Source organism: Hydrogenophaga sp. L76 (genome assembly GCF_057654755.1).
On record NZ_CM172807.1, the window covers coordinates 3,189,870 to 3,209,396 of the forward strand.

Annotated in this window: 20 protein-coding genes and 1 pseudogene; 12 read left to right on the forward strand and 9 right to left on the reverse strand. The window is 63.8% G+C overall.

Annotated elements, in window-relative coordinates; translation table 11 throughout:
- Window positions 1–51 precede the first annotated feature (51 nt).
- The 7 genes from AC23D4_RS15400 to AC23D4_RS15430 all read left to right on the forward strand — a co-directional run bounded on the left by AC23D4_RS15400 (window position 52) and on the right by AC23D4_RS15430 (window position 6,163).
- Window positions 52–1,257, forward strand: coding sequence for a sensor histidine kinase (locus tag AC23D4_RS15400; protein ID WP_472889009.1), 1,206 nt, complete (start codon window positions 52–54; stop codon window positions 1,255–1,257).
- Window positions 1,254–1,931 carry a response regulator gene (locus AC23D4_RS15405; RefSeq protein WP_472889010.1) on the forward strand — a complete coding sequence of 226 codons (678 nt, stop codon included), beginning with the start codon at window positions 1,254–1,256 and terminating at the stop codon, window positions 1,929–1,931. Before AC23D4_RS15400 ends, AC23D4_RS15405 begins: the two co-directional genes overlap by 4 nt.
- A 145-nt stretch (window positions 1,932–2,076) precedes the next feature.
- Complete coding sequence (locus AC23D4_RS15410) at window positions 2,077–3,480, forward strand: CmpA/NrtA family ABC transporter substrate-binding protein (RefSeq protein WP_472889011.1); 1,404 nt, start codon at window positions 2,077–2,079, stop codon at window positions 3,478–3,480.
- Window position 3,481: 1 nt separating this feature from the next.
- Entirely contained in the window at window positions 3,482–4,345 is an 864-nt protein-coding gene (gene ntrB / locus AC23D4_RS15415) for a nitrate ABC transporter permease (protein ID WP_472889012.1), read from the forward strand.
- Between the two features lie 67 nt (window positions 4,346–4,412).
- Window positions 4,413–5,207: an ABC transporter ATP-binding protein gene (locus AC23D4_RS15420; RefSeq protein ID WP_472889013.1), complete on the forward strand. Its 795-nt coding sequence runs from the start codon at window positions 4,413–4,415 to the stop codon at window positions 5,205–5,207.
- A 45-nt stretch (window positions 5,208–5,252) separates the two neighbouring features.
- Entirely contained in the window at window positions 5,253–5,696 is a 444-nt protein-coding gene (gene cynS / locus AC23D4_RS15425; RefSeq protein ID WP_177136509.1) for a cyanase, read from the forward strand.
- Window positions 5,696–6,163: a nuclear transport factor 2 family protein gene (locus tag AC23D4_RS15430; protein ID WP_472889014.1), complete on the forward strand. Its 468-nt coding sequence runs from the start codon at window positions 5,696–5,698 to the stop codon at window positions 6,161–6,163. Before cynS ends, AC23D4_RS15430 begins: the two co-directional genes overlap by 1 nt.
- 6 nt (window positions 6,164–6,169) lie before the next feature.
- On the opposite strand, the gene AC23D4_RS15435 is transcribed toward AC23D4_RS15430, so the two are convergent.
- Window positions 6,170–7,039 carry a pirin family protein gene (locus AC23D4_RS15435; RefSeq protein WP_472889015.1) on the reverse strand — a complete coding sequence of 290 codons (870 nt, stop codon included), beginning with the start codon at window positions 7,037–7,039 and terminating at the stop codon, window positions 6,170–6,172.
- A 25-nt stretch (window positions 7,040–7,064) separates the two neighbouring features.
- Window positions 7,065–7,925 carry a pirin family protein gene (locus AC23D4_RS15440; protein WP_472889016.1) on the reverse strand — a complete coding sequence of 287 codons (861 nt, stop codon included), beginning with the start codon at window positions 7,923–7,925 and terminating at the stop codon, window positions 7,065–7,067.
- Between the two features lie 99 nt (window positions 7,926–8,024).
- On the opposite strand from AC23D4_RS15440, the gene AC23D4_RS15445 reads away from it, so the two are divergent.
- Window positions 8,025–9,059, forward strand: a complete 1,035-nt coding sequence (locus AC23D4_RS15445; RefSeq protein ID WP_472889017.1) for an RNA methyltransferase — start codon at window positions 8,025–8,027, stop codon at window positions 9,057–9,059.
- A 39-nt stretch (window positions 9,060–9,098) separates the two neighbouring features.
- Here AC23D4_RS15445 and AC23D4_RS15450 read toward each other — a convergent pair whose 3' ends face one another.
- Both AC23D4_RS15450 and AC23D4_RS15455 read right to left on the reverse strand, forming a co-directional pair.
- On the reverse strand, window positions 9,099–9,485 hold the full coding sequence (locus AC23D4_RS15450) for a hypothetical protein (RefSeq protein WP_472889018.1): 387 nt from the start codon (window positions 9,483–9,485) through the stop codon (window positions 9,099–9,101).
- Window positions 9,486–9,553: 68 nt separating this feature from the next.
- On the reverse strand, window positions 9,554–10,051 hold the full coding sequence (locus AC23D4_RS15455) for a hypothetical protein (protein WP_472889019.1): 498 nt from the start codon (window positions 10,049–10,051) through the stop codon (window positions 9,554–9,556).
- Between the two features lie 91 nt (window positions 10,052–10,142).
- On the opposite strand from AC23D4_RS15455, the gene AC23D4_RS15460 reads away from it, so the two are divergent.
- Both AC23D4_RS15460 and AC23D4_RS15465 read left to right on the forward strand, forming a co-directional pair.
- Window positions 10,143–10,544, forward strand: coding sequence for a transcriptional regulator (locus tag AC23D4_RS15460; protein ID WP_472889020.1), 402 nt, complete (start codon window positions 10,143–10,145; stop codon window positions 10,542–10,544).
- Window positions 10,545–10,632: 88 nt separating this feature from the next.
- On the forward strand, window positions 10,633–11,781 hold the full coding sequence (locus tag AC23D4_RS15465) for a Fic family protein (RefSeq protein ID WP_472889021.1): 1,149 nt from the start codon (window positions 10,633–10,635) through the stop codon (window positions 11,779–11,781).
- Between the two features lie 17 nt (window positions 11,782–11,798).
- Here the strand turns inward: AC23D4_RS15465 and rd are convergent, their stop codons facing one another.
- Genes rd through AC23D4_RS15485 form a run of 4 tightly spaced genes read right to left on the reverse strand, consistent with a single transcriptional unit; the run spans window position 11,799 to window position 15,735 of the window.
- Entirely contained in the window at window positions 11,799–13,082 is a 1,284-nt protein-coding gene (gene rd / locus AC23D4_RS15470; RefSeq protein ID WP_472889022.1) for a rubredoxin, read from the reverse strand.
- On the reverse strand, window positions 13,079–14,221 hold the full coding sequence (locus tag AC23D4_RS15475) for an acyl-CoA dehydrogenase family protein (RefSeq protein WP_472889023.1): 1,143 nt from the start codon (window positions 14,219–14,221) through the stop codon (window positions 13,079–13,081). Before AC23D4_RS15475 ends, rd begins: the two co-directional genes overlap by 4 nt.
- 10 nt (window positions 14,222–14,231) lie before the next feature.
- A complete protein-coding gene (locus tag AC23D4_RS15480) occupies window positions 14,232–14,801 on the reverse strand; it encodes an OsmC family protein (RefSeq protein WP_472889024.1) in 570 nt (189 codons plus the stop codon).
- A gap of 43 nt (window positions 14,802–14,844) precedes the next feature.
- Window positions 14,845–15,735, reverse strand: a complete 891-nt coding sequence (locus AC23D4_RS15485; protein WP_472889025.1) for a sulfurtransferase — start codon at window positions 15,733–15,735, stop codon at window positions 14,845–14,847.
- A gap of 389 nt (window positions 15,736–16,124) precedes the next feature.
- On the opposite strand from AC23D4_RS15485, the gene AC23D4_RS15490 reads away from it, so the two are divergent.
- Entirely contained in the window at window positions 16,125–17,108 is a 984-nt protein-coding gene (locus AC23D4_RS15490; protein WP_472887108.1) for an IS5 family transposase, read from the forward strand.
- A gap of 317 nt (window positions 17,109–17,425) precedes the next feature.
- Window positions 17,426–19,243 carry an ATP-dependent nuclease gene (locus AC23D4_RS15495; protein WP_487623633.1) on the forward strand — a complete coding sequence of 606 codons (1,818 nt, stop codon included), beginning with the start codon at window positions 17,426–17,428 and terminating at the stop codon, window positions 19,241–19,243.
- A 72-nt stretch (window positions 19,244–19,315) separates the two neighbouring features.
- On the opposite strand, the pseudogene AC23D4_RS15500 reads toward AC23D4_RS15495, so the two are convergent.
- Window positions 19,316–19,429: pseudogene (locus AC23D4_RS15500) on the reverse strand (helix-turn-helix domain-containing protein); the annotation flags it as partial.
- Between the last annotated feature and the right edge of the window lie 98 nt (window positions 19,430–19,527).

Here is a 19,527-nt window from a genome sequence, read left to right on the forward strand (position 1 = left end):
CGAGGATGGACTTTCATGGCTGCTTTGGCACATCGATTGCTTGTGTTGGGCATGCACGTCGACACCCATGCGCAGTTCCGCCACCCGCAGGCCCCGCCGGCCGAGGCCTGGCGCGACCCGCTGGCGCTGCTGCTCGGATCCACGGGCGAAGGCATCTACGGCGTCGACCTCGACGGGGCTTGTGTCTTCATCAACCCGGCCGGCGCGCGCCTGATCGGCTTCGAGCCCGAAGAGCTGATCGGGCTCAACATGCACGATCTCACGCACCACTCCCGCCCCGACGGCAGCGCCTACCCGGAGGCGGAGTGCCCGATCTTCAACGCCTTCCGCCAGGGCCTGCCCTGCCGGATCGACAGCGAGGTGTTCTGGCGCCGCGACGGCACGGCCTTTCCGGTCGAGTATTCCAGCCACCCCATCGTGGAACACGGCCAGGTGCTCGGCGCGGTGATCACCTTCGTGGACATCACCGAGCGCCGCCGCGCCGCCGACGCGCTGCAGCGCGCCAAAGACCAGCTGGAAGAAAAAGTAAGTGAACGCACGCTCGCGCTGGCTACCGCGTTAAAACAGGTGCGCGAGCTGGCCGCCTGGTCGGAATCCGTGCGCGAGGACGAGCGCACGCGCATCGCCCGCGAGGTGCACGACGAGCTCGGCAGCCTGCTGGTGGCGCTGAAGATGGACGTGAACTGGATGGACAAGCGCCTGGCCGAGCAGGCGCAGCGCAGCGCCGACGCGGCCGAAGACATGCGCACGCGCATGCGCTGCAAGTGCCAGAACATGAGCCGTCTGATCGAGAACGCGGTCGACAACGTGGGCCGCATCATCACCGACCTGCGCCCCAGCATCCTCGACCACCAGGGCCTGTGGGCAGCGCTGGAGTGGCAGGCGCAGGAGTTCGTGGCATCGGCCGAGCTCGCACTGGAATGGTGCATGGACGTGGACGATGCGCCCGACCCGCCCGAGCCGCTGGCCATGGCGGTGTTCCGCATCTTCCAGGAGATGCTCAGCAACGTGGGCCGGCATGCGCGCGCGCAGCACCTGCGGGTGGCGATCCAGGTGACCGGTGGCGAACTCTCCCTGCTGGTGCAGGACGACGGCGTGGGTGCGGCGGCCCAGGCCTTCGAGGCAGCGGACGCTTACGGTGTGATGGGCATGCGCGAGCGCGCGCGCCACTTCGGTGGCCGCATCGACATCACCAGCGCACCGGGCGAGGGCACGCGCATGTGCCTCACCATCGCCTTGCCGCGGGGAGGCACATGAACGCCGCTGTCACCACCGACACCCTCCGCGTGCTGATCGGCGACGACCACCGCATCGTGCGCGAAGGGCTCAAGCAGATCCTGGCCGATGCGCCCGACGTGATGGTGGTGGCCGAGGCGCAGAGCGGTCCCGAGGTGCTGGAGCAGGTGGCTGCGTTGCAGGGCCGCACCGGGCTGGACCTGGTGCTGCTCGACATCGCGCTGCCCGGCATCGACGGGCTCGACGTGCTGCAGGCGCTCAAGCGCGAGCACCCGAAGCTGCCGGTGCTCATGCTCAGCACCTACCCCGAGAAGCAGTACGCCGTGCGCTGCATCAAGCTCGGCGCCAGCGGCTACCTGAACAAGAGCGCCGACCCGGACGACATGCTGGCCGCGGTGCGCAAGGTGGCGGCGGGCGGGGTGTTCCTCACGCCCACCACCGCGGAAGCGCTCGCCGCCGCGGTGGGCCAGAGCGGTGCGCAGGCCGGGCCCGAAGCGCTCTCGCACCGCGAGCACCAGGTCTACCGCCTGCTCACGCAGGGCCAGACCGTGAGCGAAATTGGTGCGCAGCTCGGGCTGGCCCCCAACACGGTGAGCACCTACCGTGCGCGCATCCTGGAAAAGACCGGCACCAAGAACGACGTGGAGCTCGCGCTGTACGCCGAGCGCCACGCGCGCGCGCCCAAAACGCCCTGAAACGGCCGCCCGTGTAGGGCCAGCCCTACATCGGGTCGGTGGGGTGTCTGCGAAATGCGGCCAGCGCCCCGAAATCTGCCGATCAGGCACGCTGCTGGCCCGACGCTTGCAATGCACACCCCGTCATCAACTCACGAGGTGTGCCATGTCCGAATTCTTCGATCCCTACAACGCCGACCGTCCGCTCATGATGAAGTGCAGCTGTGGGCGCGACCACACCGTGGCCGACCACCACGCCGAGGTGTCGGCCGACAGCGCGGCCATCGAGCTGCGTCGCCGCAGCGAGAGCAGCGAGTTCGAGGCCTACAGCAACGAATTCATCGAAGCCACGCTCGTGAAAGCGCTGTTCCCGCACGACGAGCAGCGCCGCCTGTTTCTGCGCGCGGTCGGCAAGGGCACGGCGATGGCGGCCATCGCCAGCGTGCTGCCGGTGGGCACCATGCAGGCCATGGCGCAGGACAAGGGCGCGCTGGAAAAAACCAACCTCAAGATCGGCTTCATCCCGATCACCTGCGCCACGCCGCTGATCATGGCGCACCCGCTGGGCTTCTACGAGAAGCAGGGCCTCAAGGTCGAAGTCACCAAGACGGCCGGCTGGGCGCTGATCCGCGACAAGGTGATCAACAAGGAATACGACGCTTCGCACTTCCTCAGCCCCATGCCGCTGGCCATGAGCATGGGCCTGGGCTCCAACGCCGTGCCCACCAACGTGGCGACGATCCAGAACATCAATGGCCAGGCCATCACGATGTCGATCCGCCACAAGGACAACCGCGACCCGAAGAACTGGAAGGGCATGAAGTTCGGCATCCCGTTCGACTACTCGATGCACAACTTCCTGCTGCGCTACTTCCTGGCCGAGCACGGCATCAACCCCGACACCGACGTGCAGCTGCGCGTGATCGCGCCGCCCGAGATGGTGGCCAACCTGCGCGCCGGCAACATCGACGGCTTCCTCGGCCCCGATCCCTTCAACCAGCGCGCGGTCTACGAAGAGGTGGGCTACCTGCACACGCTCACCAAAGACCTGTGGCACGGCCACCCCTGCTGCGCCTTCGGCACCACCACCGAGTTCATCCAGAAGAACCCGAACACGTTCGCCGCGCTCTACCGCGCCGTGCTCACCGCTGCGGCCATGGCGCGCCAGCCGAAAAACCGCGAGCTCATCGCCAAGGTGATCGCGCCGTCGCAGTACCTGAACCAGCCCGAGATCGTGGTCAGGCAGGTGCTCACCGGCACCTACGCCGACGGCCTGGGCAAGATCCAGAAAGTGCCCGACCGCGCCGACTTCGACCCCATGCCCTGGCAGAGCATGGCGGTGTGGATGCTCACGCAGATGCAGCGCTGGGGCTATGTGAAAGGCGATGTCGACTACAAGGCGATCGCCGAGAAGGTGTTCCTGATCACCGACGCGCGCAAGCACATGAAGGACCTGGGGCAGGAGTTCAAGGCCGGCCCGACCTACACCAAGCACCAGATCATGGGCAAGGAGTTCGATCCGGCCAAGGCCGCCGCCTACGCCAAGAGCTTCGCCATCTCGAAAGCCTGACATGAAACGCATCAGCCTCAACGCACGCGCAGCGGTGGTCTCGCTGCTGCTGCTGGTCTGCTTTCTCGGCATCTGGGAACTCGCCACCGATGCTGCGTCGGTCGGCGGTTCGTCGGCCGGCCTGACGGCCGAAGAGATCGAATACCAGCAGATGATGGGCAAGGACCCGGGTGCCGAAAAGACCGCCGGCGTGCCCGGGCCGCTGGCCGTGGCGCAGGCGAGCTGGGTGCACCTGTCCGACCCGTTCTACGACAAGGGTCCGAACGACAAGGGCATCGGCATCCAGCTCGGGCATTCGCTGGCGCGCGTGGCGGCGGGCTACCTGCTGGCCATGGTGGTGGCGATCCCGCTGGGCTTTCTCATCGGCATGTCGCCGCTGATGCGCAAGGCGCTCGATCCCTTCGTGCAGGTGTTGAAGCCCATCAGCCCGCTGGCCTGGATGCCGCTGGCGCTCTACGCGCTGAAAGACTCCGATGTGAGCGGCATCTTCGTCATCTTCATCTGCTCGATCTGGCCGATGCTGATCAACACCGCGTTCGGCGTGGCGGCGGTCAAGCGCGACTGGCTCAACGTGGCCAGCACGCTGGAGGTGAGCCCGCTGCGCAAGGCCTTCCAGGTGATCCTGCCGGCCGCGGCGCCCACCATCCTGACCGGTATGCGCATCAGCATGGGCATCGCCTGGCTGGTGATCGTGGCGGCCGAGATGCTGGTGGGCGGCACAGGCATCGGCTACTTCGTGTGGAACGAGTGGAACAACCTCTCGCTCACCAACGTGATCTTTGCCGTGCTGGTGATCGGCGTGGTCGGCATGCTGCTCGACCTGATGTTTGCCCAACTGCAGAAGGCGGTGACCTATGTGGAGTGAGTCCAGCGTGCGTGAAAGCGCAGCCCGTGTGGTCCCGGTGACCACCCCAACCGAAAAGGTTTCCCCGATGTCCGGTTTCCTCAAAGTCGAACAGCTCGCCAAGGCTTACCAGGCCGACAAGCCGGTGTTTGCCGACGTCTCGTTCGCCATCGACAAGGGCGAATTCGTCTGCATCATCGGTCACAGCGGCTGTGGCAAGACCACCATCCTCAACGTGCTCGCGGGGCTCGACACCGCGACCAGCGGCCACTGCTTCATGGACGGCCGCGAGATCAGCGGCCCGAGCCTGGAGCGCGGCGTGGTGTTCCAGAGCCACGCGCTCATGCCGTGGCTCACGGTGCGGCAGAACATCGCGTTCGCCGTCAAATCGCGCTGGCCCGACTGGAGCAAGGCGCAGATTCACCAGCAGGTCGAAAAACACGTGGGCATGGTCGGCCTGCTGCCCGCCATCGACAAGAAGCCCAGCCAGCTTTCGGGCGGCATGAAGCAGCGCGTGGGCATTGCGCGCGCGTTTGCGATCAGCCCCAAGATGCTGCTGCTCGACGAGCCCTTCGGCGCGCTCGACGCGCTCACGCGCGGCACCATCCAGGACGAGCTGATGGGCATCGTGCGCGAGACGCACCAGACCGTCTTCATGATCACGCACGACGTGGACGAAGCCATCCTGCTGGCCGACCGCATCCTGCTCATGACGAACGGCCAGGAGACCGACCAGGGCTACCGCCCCGGCGGCATGGCCGAGGTGGTGGTCAACCCGCTGCCACGCAGCCGTACGCGCGCGCAGCTGCACCACCTCGATGGCTACTACGACCTCAGAAATCACATCGTTGATTTTCTGGTCAGCCGCGCGAAAGCGCATTGACGAACTCCCCTTTCCTTTTCTTCATCAACACCAAGAGGCAACACCATGAGCCGACTCGACGTCACCGAAAAAATCATCTCCACCAAAGTCAGCAAAGGCCTGAGCTGGGCCGATGTGGCCAAGAAGGTGGGCCAGTCCAAGGAATGGACGACAGCACTGTGCCTGGGCCAGATGACCGCCACACCGGCGCAGGCCAAGGTGCTGGGCAAGATATTCGGCCTCTCTGCCGACGAGCAGAAGTGGCTGATGGTCGTGCCCTACAAGGGCTCGCTGCCCACCAGCGTGCCGACCGATCCGCTGATCTACCGCTTCTACGAACTGGTGAGCGTGTACGGCACCACCTTCAAGGAACTGATCCACGAAGAGTTCGGCGACGGCATCATGAGCGCGATCGATTTCAAGATGGACATGCAGCGCCAGGCCGACCCGAACGGCGACCGCGTGAACATCGTGATGTCGGGCAAATTTCTCCCCTACAAGCAGTACTGATGGAACCGCGCCCACCGCTGCCGCCTTTCACCGCCGAGACCGCCGCGCAGAAGGTGCGCGGGGCCGAGGATGCGTGGAATTCGCGGGACCCGGACCGGGTGGTCAAGGTCTACACCGAGGACACGCGCTGGCGCAACCGCGCGGAGTTCCCGGTGGGCCGGGCCGAGGTACACGCCTTCCTGGTGCGCAAATGGGCCAAGGAACTGGACTACCGGCTCATCAAGGAGCTGTGGGCGTTTGACGGCAACCGCATCGCCGTGCGCTTCGTCTACGAGTGGTGCGACGATTCAGGGCAGTGGTTCCGTTCGCACGGCAACGAGAACTGGCAGTTCAATCCGCTGGGCTACATGGAGCAGCGCCACGCCAGCATCAACGACCGGCCGATCCATGAGAGCGAGCGCCTGTTCCACTGGCCGCTGGGGCGCCGCCCCGACGACCATCCCGGGTTGACCGAGCTGGGGCTCTGAGCGGTCTCAACCCGGCAGCGGAATCCACTCGTCCTTGTCGTCCGGGGGCATTGGGATGCGGCCAGCCGCCCAGTCGGCCTTGGCCTGCTCAATGCGCTCTTTGCGAGACGACACGAAGTTCCAGAAGATGTGGCGCTCGCCCAGCGGCTCGCCGCCAAAGAGCATCAGCGTGGCGGGCGTGCGGGCGGTGATCACCGCGTCCACGTCGTCGCCGAACACCAGCAGCTGGCCGGGCTGGTAGACCTCGCCCGCGTGTTGAATCTCGCCTTTGGCCACGTACACCGCCTGCTCCTTGTGGCCACCGGGCAGGGCCTTGCTGGCGCCTGCCTGCCACTCGGTGTGCAGGTAGAACAGGGGAGAGTGGGTGCGCACCGGGCTGCTCTCGCCGTAGGCGCTCCCCGCCACCAGGCGCATCCACACGCCGTCCGATTCGATCACCGGCAGGTCGCTGGCGGGATAGTGGGTGAAGGCGGGTTCGCACTCTTCGTCGGCCTCGGGCAGCGCCACCCAGAGCTGCATCAGCTCCAGTCCGCCGTCGGCATACGAATCGGGGTGGGTGAAGCGTTCGCTGTGCGAGATGCCGCGCCCGGCCGTCATCCAGTTCACCTCGCCGGGTCGGATGACCTGCAGCGTGCCCAGGCTGTCGCGGTGCGTGATCTGGCCGCTGAGCAGGTAGCTCACGGTCGAGAGGCCGATGTGCGGGTGCGGGCGCACGTCGGCGGCGCGGTCGTACTGCGGCGGCAGCGGCACCGGGCCGGCGTGGTCCAGGAACACGAAGGGGCCGACGTTGCGGCGCTTCGCAAAGGGCAGCACGCGCCGCACCGTCAGGCCGTGGCCGAGGTCGGCGGCGCGGGCGTTGATCACCATGTCGAGCATCGTGTTCTCCTTTTTTTCAGGTGTTTCAAAGCCGTCCCATGCGGCCGCTCTGAAAATCAGCGAACGCCTGGTGGATCTCCGCCTCGCTGTTCATCACGAACGGCCCATAACCCACCACCGGTTCGTCGATCGGTTCACCCGCCAGCCAGAGCAGGGTGGTGTCGGTCACCGCGGTGAGCGTCACACCCTCGCCCTCACGCTCGTAGACGATCATCTCGGCGTCGGTGGCTTCGGCGCCGCCCTGCGTCTTCACCCGGCCTTTGAGCACCAGCGGCACGGTGGTGTGGCCTTCGGGTGCGGGCAGGGTCACGGTGTGGCCGGCCTTGATCTGCACATCCCACACCTGCATGGGGGTGAAGGTGTGCGCCGGGCCTTGCGCGCCAAGCAACGAGCCCGCGATCAGGCGCGCCGTGCCGGCCCCATCGGGCAGGTCCACGGTGGGCGTCATCGCGGCGGTGATGCCCTGGTAGCCGGGCGGCGCCATCTTGTCGCGCGCCGGCAGGTTCACCCACAGCTGCACCATCTGGAACGGGCCGCCACTGCGGCCGAAGGCTTCGCTGTGGAACTCCTCGTGCACGATGCCGGCGGCAGCCGTCATCCACTGCACGTCGCCGGGGCCGATGGTGCCGCCCGCGCCGGTCGAGTCGCGGTGCGAGACCTCACCGTCGTAGACGATGGTCACGGTCTCGAAACCCCGGTGCGGGTGGGCACCCACGCCCCGGCGTTTCGTCGTCGGGTCGAAGGTGGTGGGGCCGCCGAAGTCGAGCAGCAGGAAGGGCGAGAACGCCGCAGGGTTGTCGTCGTACGAAAAGATGCTGCGCACCGGAAAGCCGTCGCCGACCCAATGGCCGTGCGGGTTGCGCTGGATGTGGGACACGGATTTCATCGTGGGGTCTCCTGAGGAAGCGCATTGTCCGCCGCTGCGGCGGATTCTTCCACCGACGTGGGCATGGTGCTTGTGGTACTTGCTGGGACAATCCACCCCATGCGCATCGAACAATTGCGCGAGCGCCTGCACGCGCTCGGCGCCAACTCCCGCCATCAGCAGCGCGTACTGCGCCTGTGGAGCCTGGCCCTGCCTCAGACCAGTGGCCGGCGCCAGGTCGAACATTTCCTGCCGTCCGCGCTGGTGGCCGAGCTGCCCGCCATCGCCGACGAGCTGGCCGCGCTGGCGCGACTCGAATCACAACACCCGGGCGAAGACGGCTCGGCGCGCCTGCTGGTGAAGCTGGGTGACGGCCAGATGGTCGAAACCGTGCTGCTGCCGCGCGACGGCGTCTGCGTCTCCACCCAGATCGGTTGTGCGGTGGGCTGCGTGTTCTGCATGACCGGCACCACCGGCCTGATCCGCCAGGTGGGCAGCGCCGAGATCGTGGCGCAGGTGGCGCTGGCGCGCAGCATGCGCCCGGTCAAGAAAGTGGTGTTCATGGGCATGGGCGAGCCCGCGCACAACCTCGACAACGTGCTCGAAGCGATCGACCTGCTGGGCACGGTGGGCAACATCGGCCACAAGAACCTGGTGTTCTCCACCGTCGGAGACCCGCGCGTGTTCGAGGCGCTGCCGCGGGGCCGCGTGAAGCCGGCCCTCGCGCTCTCGCTGCACACCACCCGGGCCGATCTGCGCGAGCAGCTGCTGCCGCGCGCGCCGCGTCTGTCACCGGAAGAACTGGTGGAGGCGGGCGAGCTCTACGCCCGCGCCACCGACTACCCGATCCAATACCAGTGGACGCTGCTCGACGGCATCAACGATACGGATGAAGAACTCGACGGCATCGTGCGCCTGCTCACGGGCAAGTACGCGATCCTGAACATGATCCCGTTCAACAGCGTCGAAGGTTTGCCCTACCAGCGCCCGAGCTGGGAGAAGGCGGCCGACATCGCCCGCCGCCTGCACCGCCGCGGCATCCTGACCAAACTGCGCCAGTCCGCCGGGCAGGACGTGGATGGCGGCTGTGGGCAGCTGAGGGCGCGAGCGGAGAGGCCGGCGCGCAAGACGATACCCATCTCGGTGCGGCCCTGAACGCAGGAGGCCACATTGCTTCATAGGGCCGGAAGTTGATCACCGATAGGTGGCGGTTCCTCTTTGTGTGCTCAACGTGAGAATGGCGCTCACGTTCGTGTAGTTGCCGGCCACGTTCATGGCTTCGCATTGGGGATTCTTGGCACTGTTGTACGGGGTCGAGATGCAACTGGACAATGCAAAGCTACCCTTGTCCTGTTCACCGATAACGGTCAATTGACAGATGCACTTTGTGCCGTCTTGGGCAAACGCATACAGATAGTGCGGGGAGCCAAAGCTTGCGCCGCGAATGTCCATCGTTGCGCCCGTCCCATCCCGGGTCCAGATGCTGAACAGATCCTTGCTTGGTTCATCGCTACCACCGCCGCAGGCGGTCAGTAGCGCGATGGCTGAGGCGGCGAAGATTTTTTTGGCGATGTGTTTCATGACGAGGCTCCTCCAGTTGAGTAAGTGGTTGGCGGGCCACGTTTCCCGTTGAGTTCATGTGAATGACGTTAAGGGGCGCTGACGGAGATCGCGGCGCTGGGCTTGGCCCCGCGTACCCGGGCGACGAGATCCGAGATCAGGCCATCCATGACGGTCTTTGGGTCCCTGAAGCCGTGTAAGGGCGAATCGGACCATCGGCCCAAGGCGACCAGTTGCCCCGTTTCGGCGTCGTACAGCTGAACAGTGAGGTGCTTGAGGTACATCATGAGGTCCCAACGCCAGACGTCCGTATAGCTCACAAGCGCGTCGAGACCGGGCGCGGTTCGGGTGCCCGAGGGAAGGGCTCCAACGACTGCCAGTTTCTCTTTGAGCAGCGCTTCCTCCAGCAGGCTGGTCATCTGCGACGAGTTGCCATCGTTTTGGACCTGCGCGACTGTAACTATGACCTTGGTAGGCACCTGGGCGCCCAGCGTGATCTCTTGCGTGGTGGAGCAGCCTGCCAACAGCGCCAGCGCGACAGCGATCAGAGCAGATGGAATGGGGAAGGGCAAAGGCAGCGTGAGCATCAATCGTTGTTGAAGCAAAAATCAAGTAATTGTTGGTATCTTATACAACAGAAAATAGAGAAATTTTTCAAGCACCCCGTAGCTTGGGGGCATGAACGAAAAGATGGAGTTCTCCCAGCGCCTGCGAGACGCGATGGCCCGTATGGGCTACGTCGTCAGTCCGTCGGTGCTGGAGCACGAATTCAATCTGCGTTGGCACGGCCGCTCCATCAGTAACCAGGCGGCTTGGGGCTGGCTCAACAGCCGTTCCATTCCTACACAGGACAAGCTGCAGGTGCTGGCCGAGTGGCTCAAGTTGGAACCTGAGGTTCTGCGGTTTGGTGATGCAGTACGGCGTCAGGTGCGGGAATACCAGAAGCGTTGGGACGAAGGGGTCGGTTTTGTCGAGCGTGAAGTCATCGATACCTACCTGAAGCTGCCGGCCCCGCAACGCAAGATCGTGCGCGAGGTGATCCTGGCGTTCGCGAAGGCGCATGCGGCGCCGGAGTCTTGAGCGTCTGTGTGAAAACCCGCTTTAAAACGCTGGCTTCAAATTAAAACTTACTTTAATATGCAAGACTTCGTGTCAAGAAGGCTTGCATATGGCGCGCACCACAGGCACCTACGCCACCACAACCACCCTTGGGGAGCCGGTCAAGGCTTTCATTCCTCATCCCTTGCCGCCGTCCGCACCGGGTCTGGCCGAATCTGCTTGGGCTGATCGCAACCGCGCGGCCCAGATGGCACTGGCGCGGCTGGCTGCCGTGGCGGGGCTGGTGCCCTCGGTGGACTGGCTGCTCTACAGCGCCATCCGCAAGGAGGCCCTGATGACCTCCCAGATCGAGGGCACACAGGCCACGCTGACCGACCTGTTCGACGAAGAAGCCGGTCTGGCCGTGAGCAACACCGACGATGTGGAAGAGGTCACCAACTACCTGCGGGCCTTCCGGCTGGTGCAGGACAACCTGCGCGATGCGGCGGGCCTGCCCATCAGCGTGCGCCTGCTGTGCGACGCGCACCGCTTGCTGCTCAACGGCGTGCGCGGCACGGGCAAACAACCGGGCGAGCTGCGCCGCTCGCAAAACTGGATCGGCGGCACGCGACCGGGCAACGCGGTGTTCGTGCCGCCGCCGGCCGAGCAGGTGCCACGTCTGCTGGCCGATCTGGAGCGTTTCATCCACGCGCCCGACGGCGATTTGCCGCCCTTGGTCAAGGTGGCCCTGGTGCATGCGCAGTTCGAGACGATCCACCCGTTTCTGGACGGCAACGGGCGCATGGGCCGTCTGCTGATTGCGGCCTTGCTGGAGCATTGGGGCCTGCTGCCCGAACCGTTGATGTACTTGAGCGGGTACCTCAAACGGCACCAGAGCACCTACTACCGGCACCTGTCGGCTGTCCACACCGAGGGCGACTGGGAGGGCTGGGTCGGCTTCTTTCTGGAGGGGGTCGAGGTGGCCGCTGCCGAGGCTGAAAAAGACGTGGTGGCGCTGGCCAGCCTGGTGGCCGCCGATCGCCGCCGCCTGCTGCAGCACGCCAAGGCGGGCCCGGCCAGCTACCGCCTGTTCGAGCTGCTGCCCACCATGCCACGCTTCAGCGTGGAAAGGGCTCGGGCAGCTTTGAGCACCACCTTCCCCACCGCCAGCGCGGCCATCAAGCTGCTGCAGGAACTGGGCATCGTGACCGAAGTCACCGGGCAGAAGAAGAACCGCAGCTTCAGCTACCAGACGTACATCGACCTGCTCAGCCGCTGAGCGTGCGGTGAGCCCGTTCAGTGCAGCGTCATCGGGTGCGAGGTGGTCTTCACCCGCACCACCGCAGGCTTCGCTTCGTAGGGCACCGGATCACCCCCGCAGATGTGCGCCGCAATCGCCCGCGCCTGCCGCGCAATGGGCTCGATGAAGCGGCTGGCCTGGCCGTTGATGGTGATGCAGTCGCCCAGGGCGTGGATGCGTTCGTCGCTGGTGCGCAGCGTGGCCGTGTCCACGGCGATGCCGTTGTTCCAGTCCAGCGCGGCGCTTTGCGCCAGGCGCGGCGGGGTCATCAGGCCGGCGGCGGCGATCACCTGGTTGGCGACGAACTGCTGACCGCAGGCGGTGGTGATGCGGTAGCTGTCGCCCAGCTTTTCCACGCTGGCCACCTGCACACCACCGACGAAGCGGATGGGCAGATCCTGCCAGGCGCCGAGCAGTTGCGTGCCGGCCTGTTGTGCCTGCCAGCGCGCGAGCGGTTCGGCCATCACGTCGAGCAGGGTGATGCGGTGGCCGCCGAGCGCGAGGTCGTTGGCGAGCTCGCTGCCGATCAGGCCGGCGCCGACGATGACCACGTCTTTCGCCCCGGACTGCTCCACGGTGCCGAGCGCCCCGCGCAGGCGCTGGTACGCGCCCAGGTGGTTGATGCGCCAGCAGTAAGCCGCGGGCAGGGCGGGCGGCAGCGCAGCCTGCGCGCCGTGGGCCAGCACCAGCTGGTCGTAGCGCAGCGTGCCGCGCGTGGTGCGCAGGCTTCGCGTGTCGGGGCAGATGCGCACGGCGTCGGTGTGGGCGAGCAGGCGCACGCCCAGGCGCTTCGCGGCGTCGGCGCCGGTTTCTTTCACCAGCTTGCCGGGGTCCATCTGGCGCGCCACGGCCACCGAGAGCAGCGGCTTGTCGTACACGTCGGCGGCGCAGGCGCTCACCAGGGTGATGGGCAGGTTGGAGTCGAGCGCGCGCAGGGCTTCAGCCATCTGCCAGCCAGCGCGGCCACCACCGACGATGAGCACGCCCGGCGTGCCGCCGCGTTTCGCCACCGGGGCTGCGCCGCCAGCGCGCGCGCGCAGTTCGTCGAGGCTCGGTGCGCTGTAGGGCTCGAAGTCGCTCTTGGTCACGCCGCAGAGCGGGCAGGCCCAGTCGTCGGGGATGTCTTCGAAGCGCGTGCCCGCGGCCAGGCCGCTGTCGGGGTCGCCTTCGGCCTCGTCGTAGATGTAGCCGCAGGCGTGGCAGATGTACTTGTTGAAGGCGGGTGCCCCCAGGGCTGCGACGACCTGGGCCACCGGGTTGGGTTGGATGGCGGGGGTCATGCCGGCATCTCCTCGGCGCTCAGCCGCGCAATCTCTTTGCGCAGGTGCTTGATGGCCGGCGTGACGATGGCGACGAACTGCGCTTCGCGCACGCGGCGCTGTACCTCGGAGCTCATGAGGTAGCCGCGCGCGCCCTGGTGCATCAGCGCGGAGTTGGCGGCGCGCAGGCAGAGCTCGGCGCCGTGGGCGCGCGCGTCGAGCACGTCGATGAAGTAGTCGGTGGACGTGTCGAACGGCGTCTCGGCCAGCTTCATGATGCGGGCCACCAGCGCGTCGAATTCGGCCTGCAGCTCGGCGGGCCGGTCTTCGAGATATTGGTTCACATGGCCCAGCTGGCCTTCCACCGCCCACATGCTGTCGATCGCGCCCTGGATGATGCCGGCCGCGATGCCGCACTGCAGCAGCACGAAGCCGCCACGGATGCGCGCGATGTAAGGCTTGGCCGGGTCGGCCACCACGTCGTCGGTGCCGACGAACAGGTCTTTGCAGTGCACGCTGTAGGTGCCCGTGCCTTCCATGCCCGAGAACTCGGGGCAGGTCTTGAGCGTGACGCCCGGCGCGTCGCAGCGCAGCATGAACATCATCTCGCGGCCCGCGCAGGCGCCGTCCACCTGCACCGACGCGATGGCGCCAAAGTAGTGGTCAGGCCCGAGGTTGCTGACCCAGGGCAGGGTGCCGTTGACGAGGTAACCGCCCTCCACCGGCGTGGCCTTGAGCAGCAGGCTTTCGATCTGCGCGAAGCTCTTCATGGGGTTGGAGAGGCCCGTGCCGCCCAGCGTCTCGCCGCCCACGTGGCGTGCCAGCCGTTCACCCATCAGCGCCGGGTTGTCCGAGGCCTGCATGTACAGCCCGGCCACGCACTGGCACCACATCATGAAGCCGGTGGCGCCGCAGACCTTGGCCGCCTCGGCCATGGCCAGGATCGCCTGGCCGTAGTCGCCGGGCGTGCCGTCGGCCTGCGGCAGGTGCGCGCTCATGGCGCCGGCCGCCGCCAGCTGTTTCATCACTTCCACCGGGTAGGCCCCGCGGTCGATGGCGTAAGCCTGTTCGGCCAGCGGGCCCTGGGCGATGGCGCGCACGGCGTCGATGAGGTTGGCGGGCTGGGCAGCGAGTTCGGGGGGCAGGTCGGCGGGGTTCATGACAGTGTCCTCAAGCCATCGAGATCTCAAACGGGATCGGGTTGCGCATGGTGTTGGCCACGGGCGAATAGAAGTTGGCGTGCTGCACGATCTCGTCCAGCACTTCGCGGCTCGCGTCGCCTTCCACCAGCACCTTCACGCGGATCGCCTGAAAGCCCATCTCGGGCGGGGTCTTCTCCAGCGCACCGCCCGCGCCCCAGGCGGCCGGGTTGCCGATGTCGCCTTCCAGAAACACTTCGAGCTTGCTCAGCTTCACGCCCTTCCAGGTGGCCACCGCGGTCACGCCCACGGCGATGCAGCCGCCCAGGCCCGAGAGCACGATCTCGCCGGGCGCGGGCGCCGTGTCTTCGCCAAACAGGTGCAGCGGCTCGTCCACCACCACCACGTGCTTCTCGCCCACGTGCGACAGCGAGCGGTACTGCCCCTCCATCACGGTGTGGACCTTGTTGGTGCCGCGCCGGGCCGGGTTGGCTTTGCCGCCGGCGGCGAATTCGGCGAGGCCCTTGCCGTCAATCGGGCGCAGGTAGGTCTTGATGGTGGTCACGGGGGCGGTGGGTTCGAGGGTGTCGGTGGAGGACATGGGGTTTCCTGAGGGATTGAAAAACGGGGTTGAAAAAAACGGTTCAGGCCGCCATCGCCAGGCTGGCTGGCTTGCTGGCCTTGGCGACCGGCAGGCCGGTCTCGATCGGCAGGCTGTCGTCGCGCGACCACTCGTTCCACGAGCCGAAGTACATGCGCACGTCGGAGAAGCCGGCCTGCTTCAGCGCGAGGAAGGTGTTGGACGCGCGCGCGCCCTTGAAGCAATAGAGGTAGACCGTGTCGTCGGGCGCGATGCCGGCGGTGGCGCACTCGGCCTTCACCTCGTCGGGCGTCTTGAACACCGGGCCCTGGGCCGAAGGCTTCATGAAGCGGTACCACTCGATCCATTTCGCGCCCGGCAGTCGGCCCTTGCGCGGCGCGAAGTCCTTGCCGTAGGGGCTGGAGCTGTCGCCGATCCACTCGTCCACATCGCGCACGTCGAGCAACACCGTGTCGGTGCCCAGCGCGGCCTGCACATCGGCCTGCGTGAGCATCACGTCGCTCATCGGCAGCTCGGGGAAGGTGGCGGGCGTGGGCGTGGCCGCGGTGGTGGACACCGGCAGACCAGCGGCCTTCCAGGCGCTGAAGCCACCGTTGAGCACCTTGATCTTGGGGTAGCCCATCCAGGTGAGCAGGTAGTAACCGCGGCACGACTGGCCGTAGCCGCTGTTCATCGCGTCTTCGTAGAACACGGCGGTCTCTTTGCCCGAGAGACCGGCCTTGCCCAGCGCGTCGGCGAAGGTGGTCTTGAGGGCCTGCAGGCCTTCGGGCGTGGAGGTGGCGAGAAAGGTGAACACCTCGCGCAGGTTCACCGCGCCGGGAATGTGGCCAGCGGCAAAGGTGTCGGCGTCGCGCGTGTCGATGATCACCACCGGTTCGGCGGCTTGCAGGGTGGCGAGTTGATCGGGTGCGATCAGGGTGGCTTCAATGCTCATGGGGACCTCTTGAAAAGGGCAAAGGCAGGATGGCCTGGGTGCTCTTTTGCAACGGTCGTGCCAGGGCGGCACAGGGAGAGGTCAGTGCATAGAGGTTGTTGATTTGATTGGGTTTATTGGAGTTTGACGTGGGCCGGCGCCGGAGGGCGCAGCCGCAATGGTTTGACATTGAGTTAACACAATGTCGACATATTGGTGTGACCTGGGTCCCGAACCAAGGTCGTCTGGGGTTGGCCTTTTGGCGAGCTTTGAGACAACGAAGGAGCTGAAATTTGACCCGTGAACCATATGTTCAGCATTGCCTGAATTGCAGTGATTGGCAAAGGATGTAGCCTAAGGAAGGTCTGCAAAACCTCGGCGCCCCTTGCCCGATGTGAGACAGTGACGTCATGAAGCAAATGAGCCTGGGCGAGAGCGGATTCGAGCGCAAGACCAAGAGGACGCGCAAACGCGAGTTCCTCGACGAGATGAACCTGGTGGTGCCTTGGGCCGAACTGGTTTCGCTGATCACGCCACTCGCACCCGCCCCTGGCGCCAAGGGCGGACGCCCACCGTTCGCCGTTGAGACCATGCTGCGCATCCACTTCATCCAACAGTGGTTCAACCTCTCAGACCCGGCTATGGAAGAGGCGCTGTACGACATGGCACTGTTCCGCGAGTTCGTGGGCCTGGATGCGGGTGAAGACAACCTGCCCGACGAGAGCACGATTCTTCGATTTCGCCACCTGCTCGAAGCGCACAACCTGAGCTTGCAGATCCTGGCCACCGTCAACGCCACGCTGGCAGCCAAGGGGTTGCTGCTCAAAAGCGGCACGGTAGTCGATGCCACGCTGATCGCCGCGCCGAGCTCGACCAAGAACAGCAGCGGTGAACGTGACCCCGAGATGCACCAGACCAAGAAGGGCAATCAGTGGCACTTCGGGATGAAGGCGCACATTGGTGTCGATGCGGAATCGGGCTTGGTGCACACGGTGGTGGGCACAGCGGCCAACGTCAATGACGTGACGCAGGCGCACGCACTGGTGCACGGGGAAGAGACGGACGTCTTTGCCGACGCGGGCTACCAAGGCGTGGGCAAACGGGAAGAGACGCAAGGCATTACGGTCAACTGGCATGTGGCCATGCGACCGGGCAAGCGCAAGGTACTGGACAAGAGCACGCCGATGGGCTCGATCATGGACCAGTTGGAGCAGGCCAAGGCGCGCATCCGGGCCAAGGTCGAACATCCGTTTCGGGTGATCAAGCGCCAGTTCGGGCATGTGAAGGTGCGCTACCGGGGACTGGCCAAGAACACGGCGCAACTGCACACGCTGTTCGCGCTGTCCAACCTGTGGATGGTGCGGCGCACGTTGCTTCAGGAGATGCGGGGATGAGTGCGCCTGCAGATGGCCAGAGGACCGCAAAACGGGGCGAAATCGCCTTTCAAACCGACCTTGCGAGCCTGCAATCACCATCATCTGAAATCGGATGCTTCAACTCACGCTGCGGCGGGTGTTGTGCAGACCTTCCCTAGATGAAATTTTCGCCTGTAGACTGCCCTACGCCTTGCAGTCTTGATCTTTCAGTTTTGGCTGATATTGATTGTGAGTTTTTGGATGCGCGTCATTGAGTGTGTCGAATCCATAGAGCGATGAGTGTGACGATTTATATCGACGCAAAGCCTTCGATCGGCGAGCTAATTGATTGACGGATGTTCGGCGTGTCGGATGGCAATTCACCATTACAACCAAAACAAGTCATGAGTGTCAGCATAACTTCGATTCGTTTCTCAAACTTCAAGTCATTGCGGAACTACACCGTTTCCTTGCAGGACATGAACATTCTTGTTGGTCCGAATAATTCGGGAAAATCGACGATCATAAGTGCTCTCCGTATTCTTGAGGTTGCATTGCGACGTGCAAAGTCCAAAAATGCTGAGCCAGTGCGTCTTCCAAGTGGAATGAATGGCTATGGGCATCATTTGTCACTCAATCAATTAAGTGTTTCCCTGGAGAATGTTACGACCGACTACAACTCCGAAGACAGTCGTATCGAGTTTCGTCTGTCCAATAGGAATAAGTTGAATCTCTACTTTCCAAATGATGGAGGGTGCACCCTGTATTGGGAAACTGATGGTGCGACCGTTAGGACGGCTGGGAAATTCAGTGCTGCATTTCCAATATCTGTTCAAGTGATCCCAGTCCTAGGGCCGCTAGAGCACAAAGAAGTCTATGTAACTGAGGATACGGTACGCGAGTCATTAAGCACCCATCGCGCGAGTCGTCATTTTCGTAACTACTGGCGTTTCAATCCGGACGGTTGGGAAGTGTTTGCAGACATGATTGAGACTACGTGGCCTGGGATGAAGATCCAGCGCCCAGAGCTAGATTTTTCTACTAAGCAACTCAGCATGTTTGTTTCGGAGGAGCGGATTGATCGTGAAATCTATTGGTCGGGATTCGGATTTCAAATATGGTGTCAGTTGCTGACGCATATCTCGCGTGCAAACTCGGCTACACTTTTGGCCATTGACGAACCTGAAATTTACCTGCACCCAGACGTTCAGCGTCAATTGTTGGCAATTCTCCGAGGTCTCCAAACAGACGTTCTTATTGCTACTCACTCTGTTGAGATAATCAGTGAAGCTGATCCTGTTGAACTGCTATTGGTGCAGAAGGGTAAGCAATCAGCGCAACGTCTTCGTGATGTTGAGGGGATACAAGTAGCACTTCAATCGATTGGATCGGCTCACAACGTTGCATTGGCTCAGTTGGCGCGCACGAAAAAGATTCTGTTCGTTGAAGGAATCAGTGACTTTCGAACGCTTCGACGTTTCGCGAAGCTCCTAGGCTTTCATGAACTCTCGGCGGGCACTGACCTTACAGCCTTTGAATCCGGTGGCTTCTCATCTTGGGAGCGAATCCGCTCATTTGCTTGGGGAGTCAAGCGAACCATCGATGCGGGAATCCTGATGTTTGCGATATATGACCGCGACTACTACTGCGACGAAGAGATTGCTCAGATTTCTGGTGAGCTGGCCAAAGAACTAACCGATGCGGCAATTCTTATGCAAAAGGAGATGGAGAACTACCTTCTGCAGGTCGATGTCTTGCAGCGTGTGCTAGACAAGCAAGTTGAACAACGTAGTAAGCGTCTCGGAATAAGCGTCGATCCATCAAAGAGCGTTGAGCAATATCTTCTTGAAATCACTGGAAAAGAACGACTGGATGCGCAATCGCAATACCTTGCAAAGAAGATCGCCTTTCACAAAGGTTCTGGCATTGATCACAGCACGCTTAGCAGGCAAACGCTGGAGCAATTCGAGGATCGTTGGAAGGATCTATCGACACGGCTTCACATTGTTCCTGGAAAGACAGTACTAAAATCTCTCCGTGATGCAGTGCAAACTGATTTGGGGGTGAACTTGACAGACGTGCAGATCATTGATGAATTCAGACCTAATGAAGTTCCAGAAGATTTACACAGTCTAATTTGGCGTGTAGAAGCGTTTCGTCAGACGGCGAAGTAGTTGCACCGCCATATCGAGGTCAGTCGGTAAATGGCAGTAAGCATTTGCGGGTAGTGGGGAGAGCCTTGCTACTCAAAACCAAATACTCACCGCACCCGCCTTCCTCAACCGGTACCCGAACTGCCGCAACGTCAGCCCCAGGCTTTGCGCCGCACGCGATTGGTTTCCCTGAGAGTTCTGCAGCGCCACGGGCCAAAGGCAGGGCTTTTGCTCGTCGGCAGAACTCAAACGTTGAACGACTACTTTCCCGTTTGACCAACGGCCGCTTGTGGCCGATCAGCGAA